Genomic DNA, 22,082 nt, shown 5'->3' with positions numbered 1-22,082 from the left:
TTCGCTACTATAAGTTTCGCTCCCCATCACAGCTTGACCTTGGAGTGTGCGGATTTACCTACACACAAGTCTCACTGCTTAGACAGGCATCCATCAGCCTGCGTCACTACCCTCCTGCGTCACCCCGTTGCTCATAGCGGCTTTCGGTGGTACAGGAATTTCAACCTGTTGTCCGTCGACTACGCCTTTCGGCCTCGCCTTAGGTCCCGACTTACCCTGAGAGGACGAGCCTTCCTCAGGAACCCTTAGGTTTTCGGCGGATCAGATTCTCACTGATCTTTTCGTTACTCATACCGGCATTCTCACTTGAATGATGTCCAGCGCTCCTTGCGGTACACCTTCAATCCTCATTCAACGCTCCCCTACCCCTGATACGAATGTATCAAGCCATAGCTTCGGTGGTGTGTTTAGCCCCGTTACATTTTCGGCGCAGAGTCACTCGACCAGTGAGCTATTACGCACTCTTTCAATGGTGGCTGCTTCTAAGCCAACATCCTGGTTGTCTGGGCAACTCCACATCCTTTCCCACTTAACACACACTTCGGGACCTTAGCTGATGGTCTGGGCTGTTTCCCTTTCGACAATGGACCTTAGCACCCACTGTCTGACTCCCGGAATAAAGTCTGCGGCATTCGGAGTTTGACTGAACTTGGTAACCCTTGCGGGCCCCGCATCCAATCAGTGCTCTACCTCCGCGACTCATCTTCCGAGGCTAGCCCTAAAGCTATTTCGGGGAGAACCAGCTATCTCCGGGTTCGATTGGAATTTCTCCGCTACCCCCACCTCATCCCCGCACTTTTCAACGTGCGTGGGTTCGGACCTCCAGTACGTGTTACCGTACCTTCATCCTGGACAGGGGTAGATCACCCGGTTTCGGGTCTACGTCCACGTACTACAGTCGCCCTATTCAGACTCGCTTTCGCTGCGGCTCCGGCTTCTCACCTTAACCTTGCACGGGAACGTAACTCGCCGGTTCATTCTACAAAAGGCACGCCATCACCCCTAAAACGGGTCTGACTTGTTGTAAGCACACGGTTTCAGGTTCTATTTCACTCCCCTTCCGGGGTCCTTTTCACCTTTCCCTCACGGTACTGCTTCACTATCGGTCGCTAGGGAGTATTTAGCCTTACCAGATGGTCCTGGCAGATTCATACGGGGTTTCACGTGCCCCGCACTACTCGGGATCCGTCTCGGAGGGAACACACTTTCAACTACAGGGCTTTCACCTTCTACGGCGGGCCGTTCCAGACCTCTTCATCTACCATATTCCTTTGTCACTCCAAAGAGACGTCCCACAACCCCAAGAAGCAAGCTTCTTGGTTTAGGCTGTTCCGCGTTCGCTCGCCGCTACTGACGGAATCACTCTTGTTTTCTCTTCCTGAGGGTACTTAGATGTTTCAGTTCCCCTCGTCTGCCTCTGCACATCCTATGTATTCAGATGTGAGTCACTGGAGATGAATCCAGTGAGGTTTCCCCATTCGGACATCCCCGGATCAAAGCTTGCTTACAGCTCCCCGAGGCCTTATCGTTGTTCGCCACGTCCTTCGTCGGCTCCTAGCGCCTAGGCATCCACCGTGTGCTCTTACTAGCTTAACCTAGTTGGTGGTCTTCTTATCAAAAGAAGAACCTATTCATTACTCTTCGTTACCGATCCTGTTTGCACAGTGTTCAGTAAGAACAGTCTTCTAAAACGCGATGTTTCGTTTCGGTATCCAGTTTTCAAGGATCAACTTGTCAAAATAATATTGGTGGAGCCAAGCGGGATCGAACCGCTGACCTCCTGCTTGCAAGGCAGGCGCTCTCCCAGCTGAGCTATGGCCCCATATCGGGTATGAAATAAAAAATGGTGGGCCCTGGTGGACTCGAACCACCGACCTCACCCTTATCAGAGGTGCGCTCTAACCAACTGAGCTAAGGGCCCACAATAAAAATGATGAAGATGCATCGCTTGGCAGCGTCCTACTCTCCCAGGACCCTGCGGTCCAAGTACCATCGGCGCTGGAGGGCTTAACGGTCGTGTTCGGGATGGGTACGTGTGGAACCCCTCCGCCATCACCACCAAACGATGACGCGATCTACATCGAGAGATTAACCTCTCAAAACTGAACAACGAAGTGAGTATCGATCACAATTGTGACCCGCGTCGATTGCTCAACGACTTCAATTTGAATGTCTTCGTTGCAGAAGACGATTCTCCATAGAAAGGAGGTGATCCAGCCGCACCTTCCGATACGGCTACCTTGTTACGACTTCACCCCAATCATCTACCCCACCTTCGGCGGCTGGCTCCTTGCGGTTACCCCACCGACTTCGGGTGTTGCAAACTCTCGTGGTGTGACGGGCGGTGTGTACAAGACCCGGGAACGTATTCACCGCGGCATGCTGATCCGCGATTACTAGCAATTCCGACTTCATGCAGGCGAGTTGCAGCCTGCAATCCGAACTGAGACCGGCTTTTTAGGATTCGCTCCACCTCGCGGCTTCGCCTCCCGTTGTACCGGCCATTGTAGTACGTGTGTAGCCCAGGTCATAAGGGGCATGATGATTTGACGTCATCCCCACCTTCCTCCGGTTTGTCACCGGCAGTCTGCTTAGAGTGCCCACCATCATGTGCTGGCAACTAAGCATAAGGGTTGCGCTCGTTGCGGGACTTAACCCAACATCTCACGACACGAGCTGACGACAACCATGCACCACCTGTCTGGAATGTTCCGAAGAAAAGGTACATCTCTGTACCGGTCATTCCGATGTCAAGACCTGGTAAGGTTCTTCGCGTTGCTTCGAATTAAACCACATACTCCACTGCTTGTGCGGGTCCCCGTCAATTCCTTTGAGTTTCAGTCTTGCGACCGTACTCCCCAGGCGGAATGCTTAATGTGTTAACTTCGGCACCAAGGGTATCGAAACCCCTAACACCTAGCATTCATCGTTTACGGCGTGGACTACCAGGGTATCTAATCCTGTTTGCTCCCCACGCTTTCGCGCCTCAGCGTCAGTTACAGCCCAGAGAGTCGCCTTCGCCACTGGTGTTCCTCCACATCTCTACGCATTTCACCGCTACACGTGGAATTCCACTCTCCTCTTCTGCACTCAAGTCACCCAGTTTCCGATGCGACCCGAAGTTGAGCTTCGGGATTAAACACCAGACTTACATGACCGCCTGCGCGCGCTTTACGCCCAATAATTCCGGACAACGCTTGCCCCCTACGTATTACCGCGGCTGCTGGCACGTAGTTAGCCGGGGCTTTCTTCTCAGGTACCGTCACTTCTCTAGCAGTTACTCTAGAAAACGTTCTTCCCTGGCAACAGAGCTTTACGATCCGAAAACCTTCATCACTCACGCGGCGTTGCTCCGTCAGGCTTTCGCCCATTGCGGAAGATTCCCTACTGCTGCCTCCCGTAGGAGTCTGGGCCGTGTCTCAGTCCCAGTGTGGCCGATCACCCTCTCAGGTCGGCTACGCATCGTCGCCTTGGTGAGCCGTTACCCCACCAACTAGCTAATGCGCCGCAGGCCCATCCTTCAGTGACAGATTGCTCCGTCTTTCGTTCGTCGTCCATGCGGACATCGAACGTATCCGGTATTAGCTACCGTTTCCGGTAGTTATCCCAGGCTAAAGGGCAGGTTGCCTACGTGTTACTCACCCGTCCGCCGCTAAATCTCAAAGAAGCAAGCTTCTCATCGATTCCGCTCGACTTGCATGTATTAGGCACGCCGCCAGCGTTCGTCCTGAGCCAGGATCAAACTCTCCATAAAAGTGTTTGACTTGCTCATTTCTTGCTGGCGAGAACATTGCTGTTCTCTATTGTTTGAAGAACCTAAGTTCTTCACTCACTCGTTGTTCAGTTTTCAAAGATCAAGCTCTTTCGTGTGCCGCGATGTCTCTCGCAGCAACTTTTATATCTTATCACGTTTTGTTTCTTTCGTCAAGCACTTTTTTTAAGGAGTTTTTCTCTTTTCAAGTGTTTAACTTGGATCTTCATAATATACCTCACATCGCTATCACTCGTTCGTGACAACTCTTAGATCATATCATGTTATCAATTATTTCGTCAACAACTTTTTTTAAAAAATCATTTAAAAGTTTGTTTGATTGAAATTAATGACATTGTTTATTCTGCTTGTAAAACTGTAAAAGCTTTAAGCGGAACGTTTTATAATTTATCATAATTGAATTGTTTGAGTCAACTATTTATTTAGCATTTTATTATCGATCTACAAAGGTCAACACTTTGTCTTTACAACTTATTTGGTTGATTCCTATTCTAATCTGAAATCCTTTTCTGATCTATGATAAAAATCGGATTATGATATAGATTGTTTTCTAGTATCTAACATTCATGAAATAAGTCTTGGACACTTGTATCTACTACCTTAAAGGGATTACATGTTTACTCTCTAGCTTCATAAGCATAGCTCGACTATTTGCTGTTCTATGAAGACCATGAATTCAATTCTCTATCTACAATTGTAATTAGCTCTGTTTTATGGGTAAGTTCAAATATACTTCTTGCTTTATTGATATAACTCCTACCTTCTTCTCTTCGTTTAAGATTTACTAGATTGATCCCCATTTGATAATGTAATTCTCCAAATAAGTACAGACGTTCTTCCTGAATGCATAGTTTGATTCCTTTTTGACAATACAATAAAGAGTTCTGATATTGCTCCAGATTGATTAATGCTTTGGATAGATTGTAGTAGAGACGTAATTGGATATTACGATCCTGTACTAGAGGAAGTTTGTCCAAGCTTTGTAATGCAGTATGAAATATCTCTGCTGCTTGGCTGTATTCGTGCAATTGGTCGTGAATAATTCCGATGCTGTTCAGAATCTCGGTTTGACGTTCAGAGTAGATTCGATTGATTTGCGGTGTGAGGTCGAGTGACGCATACAGACATTGCATTGCATAGTCGGCATTTTTATAAATCTGAAAGTGGCACATGCCTTCATGCCATAACAAAAACTGCTTTTTGTCTTTGGAATCGAATAGCGGATTATCTTTTTCTTTTTGTACCATCCATAATGCTTCATCGTATTCTTTGTTCCTAACATGCTTTCGTAAAAAATAAAAGAAATCACTCACGTAATCAAATTCAGGGCTTCTTACAAACGAAAAGAAATAATCCAATGTAATGCCAAGCCTGCTGGTCAACTCAGATAATGTGCTGCTTAACGGAAGAATGTCACCTTTTTCAATTTTGCTGATTTGCGCTTGAGTACATATGTCTTGTGCCAGCTGTTGCTGCGACATTCCCATTTCTAGTCTGAACTTTTTTAAAGTTGATCCTAACGTATTATACTGCTGCATGCCATTCTCCTTTCTTCATGATACATGGAATATGCCTACAATTATATTTTATCACGCTACAAGTATTATTTGTTATTAAGTGTAATAAAACCCAAAAAATATGATCATTCTGGTTTTTTCCACCCTTTTAGACAATGTTGTATGATCAATTCAGTTCTTACATAAGGAGTGGTGATCATGAACATTGTATTCAAATCATTGTGTGCAGGGCTGCTATTTTTTTCAACAGTTAACTCCATATTGACAATAAGTATGACCACCATGCATCCCGCTTCTACTCATGATGTGATCTTTTCCGGCAAGCAGGAAGAACTGCCTCACGAAAATGGATTAAAGGTCTAATTGACTTTTAATAAATATTACTCGTGAAAGGAGGAGTCCATCATGAAAAAAAGTATCGTTCTGAAACCTGTTGACGCGAAAGACCTGAAAGAACTGGAAGCGAACCGCAGAAATGCTTCTGGTCGCTGTGCAAGCGGACGCTGTGCTTCTGGCCGCTGTTAATATACTTAGGAGGTGCAGAAAGCTTCGGCTTTTTGCACCTCCATTCCTTTTCTCAAGGAGGAATGGGCATGCTGATCATTATGTGGATTGTGTTGGTCTATATTTTGTTTACGTTCGTAAGCACGTATATTCATGAACTTGGGCACGCGTTAAGTGCTTATGCTCTTGGTGCTAATCAGGTAGTTATTGTCAAAAGTCGTCGTTCGTATCAGGTAGAGTTCAAAACATACTTTGCGTTTGAACAGGAGATGACAGAAAAGCAAAATATCATTGTCAGTGTAGCGGGCGTAGGATTGCAATTTATTTTCTCTATGATTCTGATCTGGCAACCTTTCTCCATGATGCTATCCTGTATCGCGCTCATCTATATGCCTTATATTTTCTTTAACCTTTTACCATTTTATGGATTGGATGGTCATTATGTATTGGAAAACATGGCTACATTCAAAATGCGAATATGGAGTATATTACTGTACCTTTCATTTTGCATTAGTTGGATAGCAGCCTTATCGGGTTTACAAAGTATATTAGCATTGTCTCATTCGTACGCTCAATGGACGTACCTGTTATTGTGCCTGCTGATATGGGGACAGGTTGTACTGAAATTTGTACGCTATTCCATAAAAGGAAGAAGGTTGGAACATGAATAAGACGAAATATGTATTAGATAAAAATCTTCGGGGCGAGGCAATCATTAGCGATTCTTCTTTGGAAAACTTTTGGCTATCTGAAGACGTTACATGTTCCAGCCCTACGCAGGATATATGCTTCTATCACGCCTCTCTACCATCCGCCCCTTATTCGGAACAGCTTCATATTATGGGTCTACCCTTCGCTGACGGCTCCAACCATCCAGACAGCAAGGTACGGCAGTTTCCGGCGACGCTACGTTATGTGAGTACGAAAACGCCGCTTTACCCAGCACTGGAACGTACACAATCCAGTGGAATTTTCGATATAAACTATCAGGAGCATATCCTCACCCATTGTCATCTACATGATTGCGGCGACATGTCGCTCCAAGACTACAATGCTGAGGCACTTTCACAATCGTTGGAACTGCCGATTCGGCAATTTTGCTCCGCTAACGCCAAATTCGCATATATTGGCGGCGATCACTCGGTTACATACCATATTCTGAAGCAATTGAAACAGAATGGTCGACGTATTCTTTATTTACATTTTGATGCCCACCTGGATTGCGGCTCTGATCCTCTACGCCTGGATCATGAAGTACATCACGGAAATTTTGTGCGTCATTTACTTGCCAATCAAATTGTTGAGCATGTGATACAGCTCGGTGTTCGGGGACTTCGCTCACTTGGGCAATATTATGAGCATCCACGCCTATCCTGTATTCCTGCTGCACAATTGAATGCGCAAGAACTACAGCATATATTGGAATCGTTATCAGCGTATCATTATGATATCTACGTCTCATTCGATGTCGATGTTTTGGACCCTTCTGTATTTCCTTTTGTTGATTTCCCTTCTCCTGGTGGTCCGTCTGCACATGTATTGCTGGATGTCATTCGCAGCTTGCGGTATGTACCAGGCATCATCGGCATGGATCTGGTCGAAGGTCATGGCGCAGATATAAACGCAGAACGTATTCCTTTTCAATATGACACTGTGATTCATATCTTCTCTCAGCTACTGCACATGCTTCAACAATCTGTGTCTATTCCAGAAAGGAGCATCCCCCATGAATACGAAAACAACACCATTACAAAATGAGTTAGATCAACTGCTTCGATATGAAAAAGAGCATGGACTGGGCTATGATGATTTTATGGCACTCGTGAACATCTCCAAAGAGCTGCTGCCCTTAGATTCCGCTGATACCAATCATATTGAATCCACTTGGATGAAATATCGCATGAACAATCTGGAACAAAATGAATATCGTTTATCCCCAGATGCCTTTGCTGGTTTTGACGAGATTGTCGGTGCCGAGCATATTTTACAATGTGTTCGAAACAAGGGAGTATTCGGTACGTTTCATTATGGAGCCTATCGATATGTCGGTCTTGAACTGGTACGCATGATGGAGAATCTGAATTCGCGTCTGGATGTGGTGGTGGATCAGGATTCGTATGATAGCGAAAAGGAACTGGAGCTATGGAACGATATTCGTCGAGAGTCGGATATTCACTATATTGTTTCCGAGGAGCAGGGCAGCGGTCTAAAGTTGGTACGCATTCTTCGCAACCGTGGAAATATTCTCCTCTATCTCGACGGCAATACCGGGTCCGGCGAGGATTCGCAGCCTCTCGTTTGTCAGCATTTGACTTCTTCCGTGCAGATGCGTAGCGGGATTTACCGTCTGGTATCGCTATTAAAAAAAGAACTGTGTATTGTAATCGCGGATCAACCGGAACCGGGTCATAATCGTCTGATCGCCTATAAACCATTTGCTGTAGATAAAACAACATTGCAGAGCAGTGCGGATCATAGTTATTCCCTATTTCGCGATTCCCTGATGAAGCGACCGGATTTGTGGCGTTTCTGGTATCGTCATCATCAGTATGTGCATCAGTGGGGCGACACACTTACTGATGAGAGTTCCTTTTCGCCAAATGTCGATTGGATAGATGAGGAGTATGGGTTAGGTGTGGATTTGAGAACGGGTCAGATTTACGAAACCAAAACAAACTGAGGTTGATCATATGAAGCTGTGGAAAAACCGACCTTTTGTATATTTGTTTCTCGCCCGCTTTGTAGCGTTAATCGGTGATGGTTTATTATTTTTAGCCTTATTGAAAATGCTGGAATTGCAGCAAACGGGGAGTATAGGATTGTCGTTTTATTATTTAGCTGCCGGTATCCCCGCTTTTCTGTTTGCGATTCCAGCAGGTGCCGTTGTTGAAAAATCCAATTTACAAAAAACGATGATTATAACGGATCTGACGCGTGCGCTATTGATCGTTATATTTATCGCCATGCAAATCTATGGTTGGCAGCATCCGGCACTAATTTATACACTTTTGTTCGTTATTACGATCAACGATATGTTTTTTCTGCCTGCCAGCCAATCTTTACTGCGCTGGATCGTTCCAGAGGAGTTACGCCCTTCCGCCAACGGTCAATTGCAAATGGCCATGATGACTGGCAAGTTGCTGTCGTATTCGATGGGTGCATTTTTAATCAAACAAGGGATGAGCCTATCTATGCTGTTAGTCGTGACGATTGCAACGTTTCTATGTTCGGCTAGCATTGTACTACGTATTCGCCCGTATATTGTCAATCACAGTAATCAAACAGCTAAAACACTTCAACTTGCTGTTGAGGGTGTGCGATTTATACAACGAACGCCTGTTATTCGTAGCATCTTTATCATCTTTGGATTGGCATGGCTTGTTGGATCGTCCATTGATATCTTTTTGATCTCTTATTTAAATCAAATTCTGCATATGGGTACGGAAAATCTGTATTTGATCTCTATCTTTTCACTTTGCGGAATCGTGATCGGCTCCCTGCTTGCCCCGTGGTGTTATAAAACTATAAATAAAAAGATCGGCTTTTGCCTGCCCAGTCTGATCTTCGGATTGGTGATTGTCGCTTATGCTATGCAGCTTCCGCTACCAGTTCTACTTGTTTCTCTCATGATTGGCGGAATTGCGCAAGGTATTTTCATTACGTTTGTGAACTCGTATTTACAAGAGATTACGTCTCAGGATTATTATGCAAGGATATCCAGCTTCTACACACTGCTAATGCAAGGTGCGAGTTTACCAGGGTTTTTCCTGATTGGTGTACTTATTGAGCGTACTGGTGTCCTTTATACCGGATATATGATTGGATTGTACATGATCCTGCTTGCCGTCTTCTCGCTATTCATTCTGCCTTCGCTACAAAAACAAAAAGAAGAGCAGACAGATATTGCTCTTCCGGTACATCCATTACAGGATGAGTATTCTGTTTCAAATCGTTAATACCGTTCATCGTCTATAACCAACCACTCATAAGTAATGATCAAAGTATGCCTTATTCGGGCATACTTTTTTGTTTTAGTTTATGACGCTATTTTGTACCTGATCCCCTTAGCCGATCCAATAACGGATCTCGCGTTCGCCGCCGGGTGTTGGTTTCCAAGTGATGGTCTCGTTAATTAGAGAGCGGTATACGAGCTTGCGGATGACCATCGACAGGTTGCTGCCAATATGAGACAGTTCGGGATGCTCCATCAATTCGCGGATACTCCATGGCTGTTTGCGGCTGCGTAATACGCGGAATAATGCTTCTGAGCATTCTTTCATTTTGGACATGACGGAGAACTCGCAAGCAAGCAGTACTAGTTCTACACGCTGTTCCATCGTTTCGGTACTAAAGGCGAGTTGTTCGTACAGTTTGTGCACGTCCAGCTTGTGTTCGCGAACTTGTTCCCAGACAGCAGATACCGGATAAATCCCTTTTTCACAAAGATCGATGCGTGCCCAATGCTGTAGCGCCTGAAAGATGCAATTGTAGGCATCCATCGTTTGCTGTTCTTGCATATGACGCTTGGCTTCAACATACAGCGCAAGGAACTGGGAAAACTCTAGCAAAATGCGGCGTTCGCTCAGCGGGCGGGAAAATCGAGTAAATTGTTCGCGCATCCGCTGCAATTCGCGGTCGGTATCCCAGATGATCTCGCCATTCATGAATTGTTCGACCAGCATAGGATTGCGGCCGGTAATCGTATCGTTTTCCAACATTTGACGGTCGACGTAAATAACCTGAATATTCGTATTAAATGCATCCATACGATGCTCGATGATTTCCTCTTCCTCATGCTGTCGGTAAACGACAATAATCAGCACATCGAAATCATGCAGCAGCGAACCGTTAAAGTTACTGCCTCTGCTTCGGGAAGCGATGGCTCCGATGATCCGGTGATTGTTTTTGTTCTCATGAAGAAAAGAAAGATTGGTTAATTCCACAATATCCTCCCTTATCCGTTCAACGAAATATGGACGGCAAACCAGGCAAATTCCATTCTGACGATGCTATGCCTTCTTGCATAACAATTTCGCTGACCACCCCTTTTTCTCCTGCTGGTACAAAGCAAAATTTCGTAAAAATGAATAGATATGAAATTTACAAGCTGTATGCAAAGCTTGCTACGATGCATTTAAATATTGTATCAACACGGAAAAAGACAGCCTTTTTCGCCATAATTCGGAAAAGGCTGTCTTTTTCTGAAACCATTGCTTTGATATTTGAGTGCTTATCTCGCTTGTTCAAGAATGTCATTACAATTATGAATCTTGCTAATGGGATTACATCACGCCAAGTTTGCTTTGTTGCTTCGGTTCGGTATGGCTTCATCCTTAGTGGAATCATTGCGCTGATATGCCGGATAGGGCTTTCCAGGCGCGATCATCGCCGAGGCTACGAGTCCATGAGGCGATACCGCCCAGACCGAGTTCGCGGGCGAGTTTGACACGAGTTTGCAGGGATACTTCGTCTTCGATCCAGATTTTCTGGGTGACTCCGTTGTCCTGGTATTCCACATAGTTTTGTCCGGTAGTTTTGTCGTATTGTGGTTGTAGCTTCTTCTCTTGAATCAGGTTGGCGATCTTCTCCATACCGTATGCACGCGAGGAGACTTTCGTCTTGCCATTCTCCTGCTGCTCCGTCCAAATACGGGTATAGAGCGGGACACCTAGTATAAGCTTATCCGCTGGCACTTCGTCTTCTTCTAGCAAACGGCGTGTTGCGTTCTCTACCCACGGTAAGGAAGCGACCGAACCCGATTCTGGACTGGACGCCCAGTGTTCGTCGTATGCCATCAGCATCATATAATCAAGCGATGGCGCCAACGCGCGGCGATCTAGAAACTTCGACCATAGTTCACTGTTCGACTTTGGTGTAACGTCCATCGATAAGATCAAATTACGCTGTGCTGCTAACGGCTTCAATTCACGTATGAATTGTACGACATTCGGTCCATCGGATGTATGCACACTTTCAAAGTCGATATTGATGCCATCCAGTTGATACAGATCGGCATATTCCAGCATTTGCGCAATGATGCGGCTACGTTTCTCATATGTGGATAGTGCCTGTGTTGTACGATCAGCGTCAAACCCATTGCTGAGCAAACCCCATACTTCGATATTGCGGTTATGCGCCCAATTGACATATTCCATATCAGCTTTGCTACGCACATTGCCGTTATCGTCAATAATCTCGAACCAGGTTGGGCTAAGGACATTGATACCAGGCAAGGAACCGATTTGGTGCGGGTCAATGCGCTGCTCATAAACGGCTTCCCAGGCAAGATTGACCTTTTTGCCACGCCAGTCGATATCGACACGATTGTCAGCAATGGTTGGCACTGGTACGGTAACGAGCTTTTCCAGTTCGATCTGACTGCGCTGGATATAACCGACGACTCCGCTATCCAGCTGGGCAAATACCCATTGATCGCCCGTTTCCCATATGCGCAGACGGCTATCCGGCGTTACATCAGCATAGATACGTGCATGAATGCTATCATCTGTTCGCATCGGTACGGTATCATCACCGTTAGAGGCATGGGCATATTGTATGTTGTCACCGGCGCGCATGAGAATAACGGCTCCGGTCTGCGGATCTTCGTATACATCGACATGATAAATCTGCTTGAGTGGCGCAATGGGGATATAGACGATGTCGTCCTCCTGCTGTGGAGCAACACGTAGCTGCTCGGACTTCATATTCAGCTCCGCTTCGGTACTTCCTTCCTGCAAATGCATAATATTGCTACCCGTCGTCAAAATGACGGAACGTGTGTTTTCTTCATAACGGATGTTCTCATTAATCTGCGATTGGACAACCGATAATGGCAGTTGCAGCGATTCTCCACTGCCAGCTGCGGGTTGATCCATCAGTACGCCTTCCACGAAAATAGGCTTGTTCAAGCCTTTCCAATCTGGTTCTTCATGTAGTGAGTTAGGCAAAATCAAAAAGGCAGCGAATCCGGCAACGATGATGAATACCCAAATTCCAATCCACCATTTGATGATACGGCTTTTGCGTGCGCGTGAGCGCCTCTGTCTGGTCAAGGTAACCCTCCTATGTGCTGTGCGGTATCTGTAGATGCGATAACGACTGTACTGGATTGACATGATGGACGTAGGATAATGCTGATTGCTTCTCTCTATGTAGTTTAACCTTGTACTTCACAAAAAAAGCAGCACAGGATGAAATGATCTGTGCTGCCGAGATAGTTTACTTCATTGCTTGTTGAGTATGCTGGCAAGACGGGCAAATCCCGGATACTTCCATACGATGACCGGAAATACGATAACCGGTATGCTTCTGCGCTTGATGCTCGACATCAGCGAGAATCGGATAATGAAAGTCTTCGATCTTGCCGCATTGCTGACAAATAATATGATAATGCTCGGTAACGTTAGCATCAAAACGGCTGGAGCTGTCTCCATACGTTAATTCGCGTACCATGCCCGCTTCCATTAGCATTTTCAGATTGTTATATACCGTAGCCACACTCATGCTTGGAAAACGCGGTGCTAGCGCACGGTAAATCTCATCCGCGCTTGGATGCTCCAACTCCTCCAGCAAATAGGTCAATATAGCATGTCGTTGTGGCGTGATGCGCACTCCACTTGTTTTCAGTTGTTCTAGTGCATGTTCTACACGTGCTGTCATCTGCCCACCATCCTGTTGAACTTTCAAATTTCGCAGGTTCCTGTTCCGTTGCGATGCGTAATGCCTGCATGTAACGCGCAGACGTATATGGTTTACATTTTACGTGCTGCAAAAAGGGATTGTCAACGCTGCAAGCTGGCAGAACGAGTTGGTGAACAAATGGATGCTGGATTTATGAGTGTATACACTTATTCATTATCTGTACTGACACTACTGTTAAAAGTACTGCAATTGAAACTGTGTTGCTTGTGGTATTGGCGTTGACGTTTGTTTACAGTAAGAGCCAATTAGTATGGTCCAGCATGAATGTATACCGATCATTCGCAATAGCAGCGCTACGATTAGTATTGGCGCTGCTATTTCATACTGTTAGTTGGCACTGTTATTCGTACTGCGATCGGTACTGTTATTGGTAGTGTCCGTTGCATCGCCTTCCTGTGTTCCTTGCTCCGGTACTGTTTCTCCATTGCTTGGAACGATCTGTTCATCGTCATTATCTTCGACCAGTGCGTCGGTATTGCGCAAAATATTCAGATCGCCGTTACCGTCTACTTGTACCGTATGTTCACCAGTACCAAATTCACCGCTGATGTTTTTGTTTTTCGTTTCCAATGGCAGATCGGTCTTGAGCGTACCATAACTGTTAGAGCCGTCAACGGCATAATCTCCAGTCGGTGGCAAATACAGACTGATCACGCCGACCGCGCTATATACTGACCAATCAGCGCCGATGCTGACGGAACGAATCTCAATGTTGCCGTTCAACGTTTGAGCTTTGACACCAAAATTGGCTTCGTCGACCAGAATGTTGCCGTTGCGTGTATTCACATCGATGTCGCCAAGCCCGCTGGTCAGGGTAATATCGCCAACCTGAGTATACAGCTTGGCTGCACTGCTAATATCGTTTACTTTAAATGTGCCCTGACTTGTTTCAGCATTCAGACTGCCAAGAATAGAGTTGATATCCATATTGCCGTTCGTAGATTGGGCTTTGACATCGCCCATCAGATTACGTAATACAATACCACCGCTGCCGGTACGTACGGAAATGTTACGCAGCGCCTCTACGTTACTCATCGTGATTTTGCCATTGGTCGTCTGGACATTGATATCGAAATGACGATCTGTTGGCAGAGTAATCTCCATATTGACGCGGGGCTGACGATTCTTCGATTGACCGTACGCCTGCGTCTCAGCGTGGATATTAATCTCTTCGCCTTCACTCGTCTGGATCGTCGTAGCTTCAGCGATTGATTGCGCCTGTTCGGTGTCAAGTTCGTCTACCCAAACGACAGGGCGTACACGCACCTGATCTACGTTGCCAGTATGAATGATCAGATCGCCGTTAATGCCTTCGACTGTCAACTCATCGGTTTCTTCGGCAATCGGAACGTCTACTTGATCCAGCTCTGTACGTGTACCGGAAGCTTCGCTAAATTCGGCAGAAGCGGCGGTCAGATCGAGACTGACTTTGCTCCATAAGTACAGATACTGATTTTGCTCAGTGACGAGAAATACAGCTGCTGCCGCTACGATCGCGATCAGTACACCTTTGATATCCAGTCGCAAACGCAGCTTACGCAACCGTGCCAACATGTAAAGGGCGAGATATTCAATGCCCCATGCAACTAGAATGAGCGGCCACCAGGTGAGCAATAACATCAGTTGTCCATCGCCAGTGCGCTGATCCATCATGACCAGCACGCCAAGTGTGATCCAGAGCAGGGCCGCGGTGATGCGACCCGCTTTAATTTTTACGGGCATGGATCACACCTCCTGCCTCGCCAGATGCCGGACGATGAAGTCCACGATACATACGCACGATCTGGAAAATCAGTAGTGCCAGACCGACTGCCAGACAGACACCTGCGGTCAGATAGCCTGCCCAGAAGCTGACGATATTGCGTAGCCAGTACGGTCGTAGCCAGAATAGGCAGATCAGCAAGCCCTCGACAATAAGCAGAATACCGAAGGTGATCCCGCGCAGACGTGCGAAGCTGCGATGCTTCTTTTTAAACGGAATCAATGCGCGAATATGATCATTGATCCAGTCGGTCGATTGCAGCACGTCGTAGATGTTGTAAAAGTAAATAATCGGGATCAGCAGCCCTAGCAAAATAAGCAGCGGCAAATTAATCTGAATGCCTTTGGATGTAAAATACAGCAGTGCCGACACATCCAGCAGCAGCAGAGCGATAAACTGAATCCCTTTCTGGGCTAATCCCAGATACATATGACCCAAACCCGGAAATAGTGCAGCGATAAGCAACGCAAAAAATTTGCGCTTTAACGGGAGTTTGGACGGTGGTGTGGTCATGCCGGGTCCTCCTTCCATTCAAAACAATCCATTATGAAAACAACCTGTTTACTATTTACACCGTTATGGCGTTTTTGATTGGTTTCTGTGTCAGAGCGTATGATTTATTCATCAGAGACGATGAGTAATGTCTATTTATTCAAATGAAACAGCGGTAACGCCTTCGATCTTTTGCAGACGACCGATAATGTCCATTGGGCTGTAATCGTGGTGAATCTCCACATTCATACGCAGCTCAGTTAGCAGAATTTCAGAAGAAATCGTATGCCCGCTGCGCTCCTTAATAAAGGTAACCTTCTTGATCGTAATATTCTCGGCATAGAGAAATTTGGATACACGCTCCAATGTCAAAATACCGGACACCCCTTCTACGGTAATCGAATGTGCCTTACTACGGCGAATATAGCGTAGCTCCACGATGTTCAGTACCCATAGATTCAACAGCACCAGTGCAGTCGCCGTAATGGATGCAAAATAAAAGCCTGCGCCAATCGCAAGTCCAATCGCAGCGACTACCCACAATGAGGCAGCGGTCGTCAGACCTGTGATCGCTTTGCCAGTAAACAGAATCGTACCTGCCCCGAGAAAACCAATACCGGAAATGACGGCTGTTGCCAGACGCGCCGGGTCAATCCGCACATTCGTTTCATTAACAAATTCAGAAAATCCGTACACAGACAGTAGCATAATAAGCGTCGAACCGACACAAACGAGAATATGCGTGCGCAATCCGGCAGCATGACTGGAACGTTCACGTTCCCAGCCAATCAAGCCGCCTAGCAGCATCGATATCAGTAAACGAATCAAAATATGAGTGTTATCAATAAACCACGGATTGTCGATGACCAAGGCTATTCCTCCCTGTTGTCTGTCTGTACTGGATTCGGATTATGGCGATGAAAAGTCGTCAGTTCCACACCGGGTGCTACTTGAAAAGCTTCCACCGGCTCAAAACCAGCTTTGCGGTACAGACCAACAGCGGGTTCGTTCAATGTACCAGTGGACACGATATAAAGCGGCACCTGCGAGTGCTGCGCAAAGACATGATTCAGCAGCTGACTGCCGATGCCTTTACGACCGTAATCAGGATGCACCATCATGCGTGTAATGGTGAGCGTATCTGGCTTCTCGCGCAGTACAGCGACGACGCCATGAATCTCGCCATCCTCGTCCACTTCTCCATAAAAGGTTTCACCGCAACTGCGCAAACTCTCCATCGTATCCATTAACGGTGGCAGCTCCTTTGCCCCGATCATCTCTGCTTCAATACGGTAGGCGATATGTTGAAGGCTCCATATTTGACGTACGGTATCATCGTCGTGCAACGAAAACTGGCGTATCATGATTACCTTCCCCTCTCTCTGTCGGACGACATGGTGTCCTTTGACAACCATTCTGCTCCATATGTTCTATCTGTCTATGGATATAAGTATACCTGCAAAGAAGGACCTCATGCTCCACAGAGTGGAATGTGAGGTCCTTGTACTGATGGTTGCGATGATGATGGATAGCTTAACGCGGTAGCAATTCCGCCAGCAGTTGGTTGACCATGCCAGGGTTTGCTTTCCCTTTACTTTGTTTCATTACCTGACCAACGAGGAAGCCGATCGCTTTGTCCTTACCTGCCTGGTAGTCAGCAACAGATTGCGGATTAGCGGCAATCACTTCTTCGACGATCGATTTGATCGCGCCGGTATCGCTGATCTGGGTCAGACCTTTTTCTTCAACGACCTGTTGTGGCGATTTGCCTGATTGCAGCATGTCTTTGAAAACAGTTTTGGCGATCTTGTTGCTGATTGTGCCTTTCTCAATCAAGCCGATCATCTCACCTAGATGCTGTCCGGTCAGCGGTACATCGGTCAGCTCCAAATTGCCTGCGTTGAGATAACCAAGCAGCTCGCCCTGAATCCAGTTGGCTGCTGATTTGGCATCCTTCGTATAATTCAAGCTTTCTTCGAACAGATCGGCAAGCGGTTTGGACGAAGTAACGACAGCTGCATCGTATGCCGGCAATCCGTATTCAGATGCATAACGTGCCTGACGTGCATCCGGCAGCTCTGGAATGGACGCGCGAACACGGTCTTTCCATTCCTGATCGATATGCAGAGTAACCAGATCCGGGTCCGGGAAGTAACGATAGTCATGCGATTCTTCTTTACCACGCATGGAGATCGTTTTGCCCTGAGCTTCATCCCAGCGGCGTGTCTCCTGTACAACTAGCTCGCCATCATCCAGAATTTGTGCCTGACGCAGTTGTTCGTATTCCAGACCGCGCTGTACACCGCGGAAAGAGTTCATGTTTTTCAGTTCGGCGCGTGTGCCGAGCTTCTCCTGACCGACTGGACGTAAGCTGATGTTGGCATCGCAGCGCAGGGAGCCTTCTTCCATTTTCACATCGGATACGTCGCAGTACTGCATAATCGCGCGCAGCTTTTCCAAATAAGCACGGGCTTCTTCCGGTGAGGAAATGTCCGGCTCGGATACAATCTCAATCAGCGGTGTGCCGACACGGTTAAAGTCAACGAGTGAATCGTAGCCACCTGACGTATGGGTCAGTTTGCCCGCGTCTTCTTCCAGATGCAGACGGGTCACGCCGATGCGCTTGGTTACACCATCAACTTCGATATCGATCCAGCCATGTTCGCCGATCGGCTGATCAAATTGAGAGATTTGATACGCTTTGGGCGAATCGGGATAAAAGTAGTTTTTACGGTCGAATTTGCTAATATCTGCCACTTGACAGTTCAGCGCCATCGCCGCTTTCATTGCATAATCAACTGCCTGACGGTTCAATACGGGCAATACGCCCGGGTGACCGAGACAGACAGGGCATGTATGGGTATTCGGCGGTGCGCCAAAGGCGGTGGAGCAACCGCAGAAAATTTTGGATTTGGTATGAAGCTCAACGTGAACTTCAAGCCCGACAACAGTTTCGTATCTGGCTGTGGACATCGGTAGTTCCTCCCTCTTCAGATGTGGTTACAGCTGTGGACGCTGCTTGTGGAAATCGGTATGTTGTTCAAATGCATGCGCCACACGCAAAACCGTCTGTTCGTCAAAGGCTTTGCCGATAATCTGCATGCCGACTGGCAGCCCGGATACAAATCCGCACGGAACACTGATTGCCGGTACACCTGCCAGACTGACTGGAATGGTCAAAATGTCGTTCAGATACATCGTCAACGGATCATCCACCTGCGAACCGAGCTTGAATGCGGTCGTCGGTGCAGCCGGTCCGATAATGACGTCGTATTTGGCAAATACATTGTCAAAGTCCTGTTTGATCAGGGTACGGACTTTTTGCGCTTTGAGGTAGTAGGCATCATAGTAACCGGAGCTGAGTGCATACGTACCAAGCATAATCCGGCGTTTTACCTCCGGTCCGAATCCTTGACTGCGGGACTGGTGATACAATTCCAGCAGGTTGCCTGGATTGTCAGCACGTACGCCATAACGTACACCGTCAAAGCGCGCCAGGTTCGACGAAGCTTCCGAAGAAGCAAGCAGATAATATGTCGCTACCGCGTACTCGGTGTATGGCAGCGATACTTCTTCCCACTGCGCACCGAGTCCTTCCAATACTTTGAGCGAGTCCATAATGGATTGCTTGATCGCTGGATCGACACCTTCACCGATATATTCGGATGGCACGGCGATCTTCAGACCTTTGATATCGCCGGTCAGAGAACTGATATAGTCGGGAATATCTACATTTGCCGAAGTCGAATCTTTGGCATCATAGCCAGCGATCGCTTGCAGCACATACGCAGAATCTTCTACATTTTTGGTAATTGGACCGATCTGATCCAATGAGGATGCAAAGGCAACAAGACCGAAACGGGAAACCAGACCGTACGTCGGCTTCAGCCCAACGACGCCACAATATGACGCTGGCTGACGAATCGAGCCGCCAGTATCCGAGCCGAGTGTAAAGTAAGCCTCGCCCGCAGCGACTGCTGCTGCTGAACCACCGCTGGAGCCGCCCGGTACATGATCCAGACTCCATGGATTGCGCACAGGCTTAAAGCTAGAGTTCTCATTGGAACCGCCCATCGCAAATTCGTCCATATTGAGTTTACCTAGTGTAACGGAATCTGCCGCTTGCAGCTTCTCGACTACTGTTGCATTGTAGATCGGATCATAATTACGTAAAAATTGGCTAGCACACGTTGTGCGCAGTCCTTCGGTTACGATGTTATCCTTCACGCCGACTGGCAGACCAAACAGCAGTCCGCGCTCGCCGCCAGATGCCAGTTTCGCGTCTAGCGTCTTCGCCTGACGGGTAGCACCCTCTTCATCCAGCGTCAGATACGCTTGGATTTGGTCATCACGTTCGTTAATGGTCTGAAACGCCTGCTGTACCAGATCGGTTACAGACAGATCGCCGGCATGCAGCCGGTTATGTATTTCATTCAGACTGAGGTCAAATAAAGTCACTTGCATGTCCTCCTTTAATTCTGTATCCGCAGTTTGGCTATGCGCCGGGTGTACCTATTCCAATACGGCAGGAACTTTGAACTGTCCGTCTTCGTCGTCCGGTGCGTTCAGCAGTACTTTTTCAATCGGCAGGCTTTCCTTCACTTCATCGTCACGCATCACATTGCTGACGTGAAGAACGTGGGTCGTTGGCTCCACATTGTCGGTATCCAGCTCATTCAGCTTTTCCGCATATTTTAAAATGGCGCTCAGTTGCGCTGTAAACATTTCCTTTTCCTCTTCGCTCAAGTCGAGACGAGCCAGACGCGCTACGTGCTCCACATCCTGAATATTAATACTCATATGCCATCCTCCTTTGATGCTATACCGTTCATCCGTCGTCCATATCAGGACAAATCCTGTCTGGATGCGGTCGGAAATAACTTTTCTCATTATAGGGTACATGCTGGTACAATTCAATCCGTTAAAGCGAAGCATACAAAAAAAGAGCCGGCTTAGCCGACTCTTTTAAATCCACGCGCGCAGATTGATCTGTTTGACGAAATCCGCCTGTGCGCTTTTATCAGTTAACGGTTCTTCTGGGACTGGAATCTCTCCACCATTCATTACATGGAAAAACAACTGTTCATTATGTGTCGCCAGAGCATAATCGATGAGTGCCTCGCGTCCGACTCGTTCCGCTTCCTGTTGCAGCAACTTTTCCTCTGGCTCGATATCGACAGCCGGGACGAAGAAGTTACGATTCGCTTTGGGAATGCGAACGACATAATCGAAGGCATTATCAGGATTGCGGTCATATGCGATGATATATCCGTAATCGCCTACAGGCAGATTTTGCTCAAAGGTATCAGCGACGACTACGACTTTTTCTCCGAGGTGTAGCATCGTTTATCTCCTCCTAGCTGTATCTACTTATTTGTACATCCTACTACAAAAAGTAAGTAGTGTCCACTTCTATCATGAAAGTTACATCCAAATCCTCTTGTCAAAATGATATGAGTATCTTCTACGTGCATCCGCGTCGATTGGTGTCAAAAGATTATACGTTTAGTTATCGGCTTTGGATGCTCTTATTTCAATAAAAAATGGAAAAAGGTATAAAGAAAGCACGCAAACCGTGATGATCATGCGGTCCGCGTGCTCGTGCATATGTTTATTATATTCATAATTGCGCGCAATACAATAGCAAATTACAAATTTCTTGTCGAAAATTATCATTTCGTGTTACATGACTATATTATGCAGGCACATATGGATTGCTGGCTTTTTCAGCACCGATCGTCGTACGCGGTCCATGTCCGGGATACACAGTCACATCATCGGCAAAGGTATACAGCTTGGTACGAATCGAATCTACCAGCTGACGTTCGCTGCCGCCAGTCAGATCGGTACGCCCTACACCCATACGGAACAAGACATCACCGGAAAATAAATGCGTACTATTCAGGAAGCTGACGCTACCCGGCGAATGTCCCGGTGTATGGTAGACGGTAAACGTATGACCGATCAGCTCTAGCTTCTGCCCTTCATCCAGCGCATGTTCCGCAGGTTCTGCCGTAAGCGGTGGTGTCACTTGCGGCCAATTCGCTGAACCGTTCAGCTTGGCATTGGTCATCCATTCCGCTTCCAGATCATGCAGGTACACCGGGCAGTCAAAATGCTGGCGCATCTCTTCTACACCGCCCATATGATCAAAATGAGCATGTGTGAGCAAAATAGCTTCCAGCTGCACACCCAGCGTCTGAATACGACGAATAAGCGAACTTGGGTTCATACCCGGATCGATCACAACCGCCTGCTTGCTCTCTTCGTTGATGAGTAGATACGCATTCGTTTGCAGCGGTCCTAGGGAAAAGCTTTCAACTTTAAACAAGAT

18 protein-coding genes, 2 tRNA genes and 3 rRNA genes (1 of these 23 running past the window's edge) are annotated in these 22,082 nt (G+C 46.9%); 5 read left to right on the top strand and 18 right to left on the bottom strand.

Going from position 1 to position 22,082, the window contains the following annotated elements:
- From ACDE64_RS04195 to ACDE64_RS04170, 6 genes are all read right to left on the bottom strand, one after another.
- Window positions 1-1,596: ribosomal RNA gene (locus ACDE64_RS04195) — 23S ribosomal RNA — on the bottom strand; it reaches 1,330 nt to the left of the window's first position.
- 150 nt (window positions 1,597-1,746) lie between these two features.
- Window positions 1,747-1,822: transfer RNA gene (locus tag ACDE64_RS04190), tRNA-Ala, on the bottom strand.
- A gap of 22 nt (window positions 1,823-1,844) precedes the next feature.
- Window positions 1,845-1,921, bottom strand: a tRNA-Ile gene (locus ACDE64_RS04185).
- Window positions 1,922-1,946: 25 nt separating this feature from the next.
- A 5S ribosomal RNA gene (rrf, locus tag ACDE64_RS04180) occupies window positions 1,947-2,063 on the bottom strand.
- Between the two features lie 138 nt (window positions 2,064-2,201).
- A 16S ribosomal RNA gene (locus tag ACDE64_RS04175) occupies window positions 2,202-3,754 on the bottom strand.
- Together the 16S, 23S and 5S rRNA genes with 2 tRNA genes alongside form the textbook arrangement of a ribosomal RNA operon.
- A gap of 677 nt (window positions 3,755-4,431) precedes the next feature.
- Entirely contained in the window at window positions 4,432-5,310 is an 879-nt protein-coding gene (locus ACDE64_RS04170) for a helix-turn-helix domain-containing protein (protein ID WP_411345251.1), read from the bottom strand.
- A 177-nt stretch (window positions 5,311-5,487) separates the two neighbouring features.
- Here ACDE64_RS04170 and ACDE64_RS04165 point away from each other — a divergent pair, with 177 nt between their 5' ends.
- From ACDE64_RS04165 to ACDE64_RS04145, 5 genes are all read left to right on the top strand, one after another.
- On the top strand, window positions 5,488-5,652 hold the full coding sequence (locus tag ACDE64_RS04165; protein ID WP_367064130.1) for a hypothetical protein: 165 nt from the start codon (window positions 5,488-5,490) through the stop codon (window positions 5,650-5,652).
- A 230-nt stretch (window positions 5,653-5,882) separates the two neighbouring features.
- Complete coding sequence (locus ACDE64_RS04160) at window positions 5,883-6,464, top strand: hypothetical protein (protein ID WP_411349088.1); 582 nt, start codon at window positions 5,883-5,885, stop codon at window positions 6,462-6,464.
- Window positions 6,457-7,551 carry an arginase family protein gene (locus ACDE64_RS04155; RefSeq protein WP_411349087.1) on the top strand — a complete coding sequence of 365 codons (1,095 nt, stop codon included), beginning with the start codon at window positions 6,457-6,459 and terminating at the stop codon, window positions 7,549-7,551. The genes ACDE64_RS04160 and ACDE64_RS04155 overlap by 8 nt, the downstream gene beginning before the upstream one ends.
- Window positions 7,520-8,473 carry a hypothetical protein gene (locus ACDE64_RS04150; protein ID WP_411349086.1) on the top strand — a complete coding sequence of 318 codons (954 nt, stop codon included), beginning with the start codon at window positions 7,520-7,522 and terminating at the stop codon, window positions 8,471-8,473. Before ACDE64_RS04155 ends, ACDE64_RS04150 begins: the two co-directional genes overlap by 32 nt.
- 10 nt (window positions 8,474-8,483) lie before the next feature.
- Window positions 8,484-9,749, top strand: coding sequence for an MFS transporter (locus tag ACDE64_RS04145; RefSeq protein WP_411345246.1), 1,266 nt, complete (start codon window positions 8,484-8,486; stop codon window positions 9,747-9,749).
- Between the two features lie 108 nt (window positions 9,750-9,857).
- On the opposite strand, the gene ACDE64_RS04140 is transcribed toward ACDE64_RS04145, so the two are convergent.
- The 12 genes from ACDE64_RS04140 to ACDE64_RS04085 form a co-directional block, all read right to left on the bottom strand.
- Window positions 9,858-10,736 (bottom strand): nucleotidyltransferase-like protein, encoded by an 879-nt coding sequence (locus ACDE64_RS04140; RefSeq protein ID WP_411349085.1) that lies wholly within the window; start codon window positions 10,734-10,736, stop codon window positions 9,858-9,860.
- A 399-nt stretch (window positions 10,737-11,135) separates the two neighbouring features.
- Window positions 11,136-12,845, bottom strand: a complete 1,710-nt coding sequence (locus ACDE64_RS04135) for a glycosyl hydrolase family 18 protein (RefSeq protein WP_411349084.1) — start codon at window positions 12,843-12,845, stop codon at window positions 11,136-11,138.
- A gap of 166 nt (window positions 12,846-13,011) precedes the next feature.
- Entirely contained in the window at window positions 13,012-13,452 is a 441-nt protein-coding gene (locus tag ACDE64_RS04130; protein WP_411349083.1) for a Fur family transcriptional regulator, read from the bottom strand.
- Between the two features lie 369 nt (window positions 13,453-13,821).
- The gene (locus ACDE64_RS04125; protein ID WP_411349082.1) at window positions 13,822-15,216 is read right to left on the bottom strand and encodes a DUF4097 family beta strand repeat-containing protein; all 1,395 of its coding nucleotides are present in this window, start codon (window positions 15,214-15,216) and stop codon (window positions 13,822-13,824) included.
- Window positions 15,200-15,769, bottom strand: a complete 570-nt coding sequence (locus ACDE64_RS04120) for a hypothetical protein (protein WP_411349081.1) — start codon at window positions 15,767-15,769, stop codon at window positions 15,200-15,202. Before ACDE64_RS04120 ends, ACDE64_RS04125 begins: the two co-directional genes overlap by 17 nt.
- A 135-nt stretch (window positions 15,770-15,904) precedes the next feature.
- Entirely contained in the window at window positions 15,905-16,612 is a 708-nt protein-coding gene (locus ACDE64_RS04115) for an MgtC/SapB family protein (protein WP_411346691.1), read from the bottom strand.
- A gap of 8 nt (window positions 16,613-16,620) precedes the next feature.
- Window positions 16,621-17,112, bottom strand: coding sequence for a GNAT family N-acetyltransferase (locus ACDE64_RS04110; RefSeq protein WP_411349079.1), 492 nt, complete (start codon window positions 17,110-17,112; stop codon window positions 16,621-16,623).
- A gap of 169 nt (window positions 17,113-17,281) precedes the next feature.
- Window positions 17,282-18,721 carry an Asp-tRNA(Asn)/Glu-tRNA(Gln) amidotransferase subunit GatB gene (gene gatB / locus ACDE64_RS04105; protein WP_411349078.1) on the bottom strand — a complete coding sequence of 480 codons (1,440 nt, stop codon included), beginning with the start codon at window positions 18,719-18,721 and terminating at the stop codon, window positions 17,282-17,284.
- 27 nt (window positions 18,722-18,748) lie between these two features.
- A complete protein-coding gene (gatA, locus tag ACDE64_RS04100) occupies window positions 18,749-20,206 on the bottom strand; it encodes an Asp-tRNA(Asn)/Glu-tRNA(Gln) amidotransferase subunit GatA (protein ID WP_411345238.1) in 1,458 nt (485 codons plus the stop codon).
- A gap of 54 nt (window positions 20,207-20,260) precedes the next feature.
- On the bottom strand, window positions 20,261-20,548 hold the full coding sequence (gatC, locus tag ACDE64_RS04095; protein WP_411345237.1) for an Asp-tRNA(Asn)/Glu-tRNA(Gln) amidotransferase subunit GatC: 288 nt from the start codon (window positions 20,546-20,548) through the stop codon (window positions 20,261-20,263).
- A gap of 165 nt (window positions 20,549-20,713) precedes the next feature.
- Complete coding sequence (locus tag ACDE64_RS04090; protein WP_411345236.1) at window positions 20,714-21,091, bottom strand: ATPase; 378 nt, start codon at window positions 21,089-21,091, stop codon at window positions 20,714-20,716.
- A gap of 352 nt (window positions 21,092-21,443) precedes the next feature.
- The gene (locus tag ACDE64_RS04085; protein WP_411346690.1) at window positions 21,444-22,082 is read right to left on the bottom strand and encodes an MBL fold metallo-hydrolase; all 639 of its coding nucleotides are present in this window, start codon (window positions 22,080-22,082) and stop codon (window positions 21,444-21,446) included.

Source organism: Paenibacillus sp. WLX2291, from assembly GCF_046603665.1.
GTDB lineage: Bacteria > Bacillota > Bacilli > Paenibacillales > Paenibacillaceae > Saccharibacillus.
The sequence above is the reverse complement of the archived record's forward strand: the minus strand, read 5'-3'. Positions and strand labels throughout refer to the sequence as shown.

What these genes read in the sequence shown, in the direction of transcription:
- ACDE64_RS04125 (WP_411349082.1), bottom strand. Translation starts at nt 15,216, where the DNA reads ATGCCCGTAAAAATTAAAGCGGGTCGCATCACCGCGGCCCTGCTCTGG.
- gatB (WP_411349078.1), bottom strand. Translation starts at nt 18,721, where the DNA reads ATGTCCACAGCCAGATACGAAACTGTTGTCGGGCTTGAAGTTCACGTT.
- ACDE64_RS04170 (WP_411345251.1), bottom strand. Translation starts at nt 5,310, where the DNA reads ATGCAGCAGTATAATACGTTAGGATCAACTTTAAAAAAGTTCAGACTA.
- ACDE64_RS04145 (WP_411345246.1), top strand. Translation starts at nt 8,484, where the DNA reads ATGAAGCTGTGGAAAAACCGACCTTTTGTATATTTGTTTCTCGCCCGC.
- ACDE64_RS04090 (WP_411345236.1), bottom strand. Translation starts at nt 21,091, where the DNA reads ATGCTACACCTCGGAGAAAAAGTCGTAGTCGTCGCTGATACCTTTGAG.
- ACDE64_RS04110 (WP_411349079.1), bottom strand. Translation starts at nt 17,112, where the DNA reads ATGATACGCCAGTTTTCGTTGCACGACGATGATACCGTACGTCAAATA.
- ACDE64_RS04160 (WP_411349088.1), top strand. Translation starts at nt 5,883, where the DNA reads ATGCTGATCATTATGTGGATTGTGTTGGTCTATATTTTGTTTACGTTC.
- ACDE64_RS04150 (WP_411349086.1), top strand. Translation starts at nt 7,520, where the DNA reads ATGAATACGAAAACAACACCATTACAAAATGAGTTAGATCAACTGCTT.
- ACDE64_RS04155 (WP_411349087.1), top strand. Translation starts at nt 6,457, where the DNA reads ATGAATAAGACGAAATATGTATTAGATAAAAATCTTCGGGGCGAGGCA.
- ACDE64_RS04165 (WP_367064130.1), top strand. Translation starts at nt 5,488, where the DNA reads ATGAACATTGTATTCAAATCATTGTGTGCAGGGCTGCTATTTTTTTCA.
- ACDE64_RS04130 (WP_411349083.1), bottom strand. Translation starts at nt 13,452, where the DNA reads ATGACAGCACGTGTAGAACATGCACTAGAACAACTGAAAACAAGTGGA.
- gatC (WP_411345237.1), bottom strand. Translation starts at nt 20,548, where the DNA reads ATGAGTATTAATATTCAGGATGTGGAGCACGTAGCGCGTCTGGCTCGT.
- ACDE64_RS04120 (WP_411349081.1), bottom strand. Translation starts at nt 15,769, where the DNA reads ATGACCACACCACCGTCCAAACTCCCGTTAAAGCGCAAATTTTTTGCG.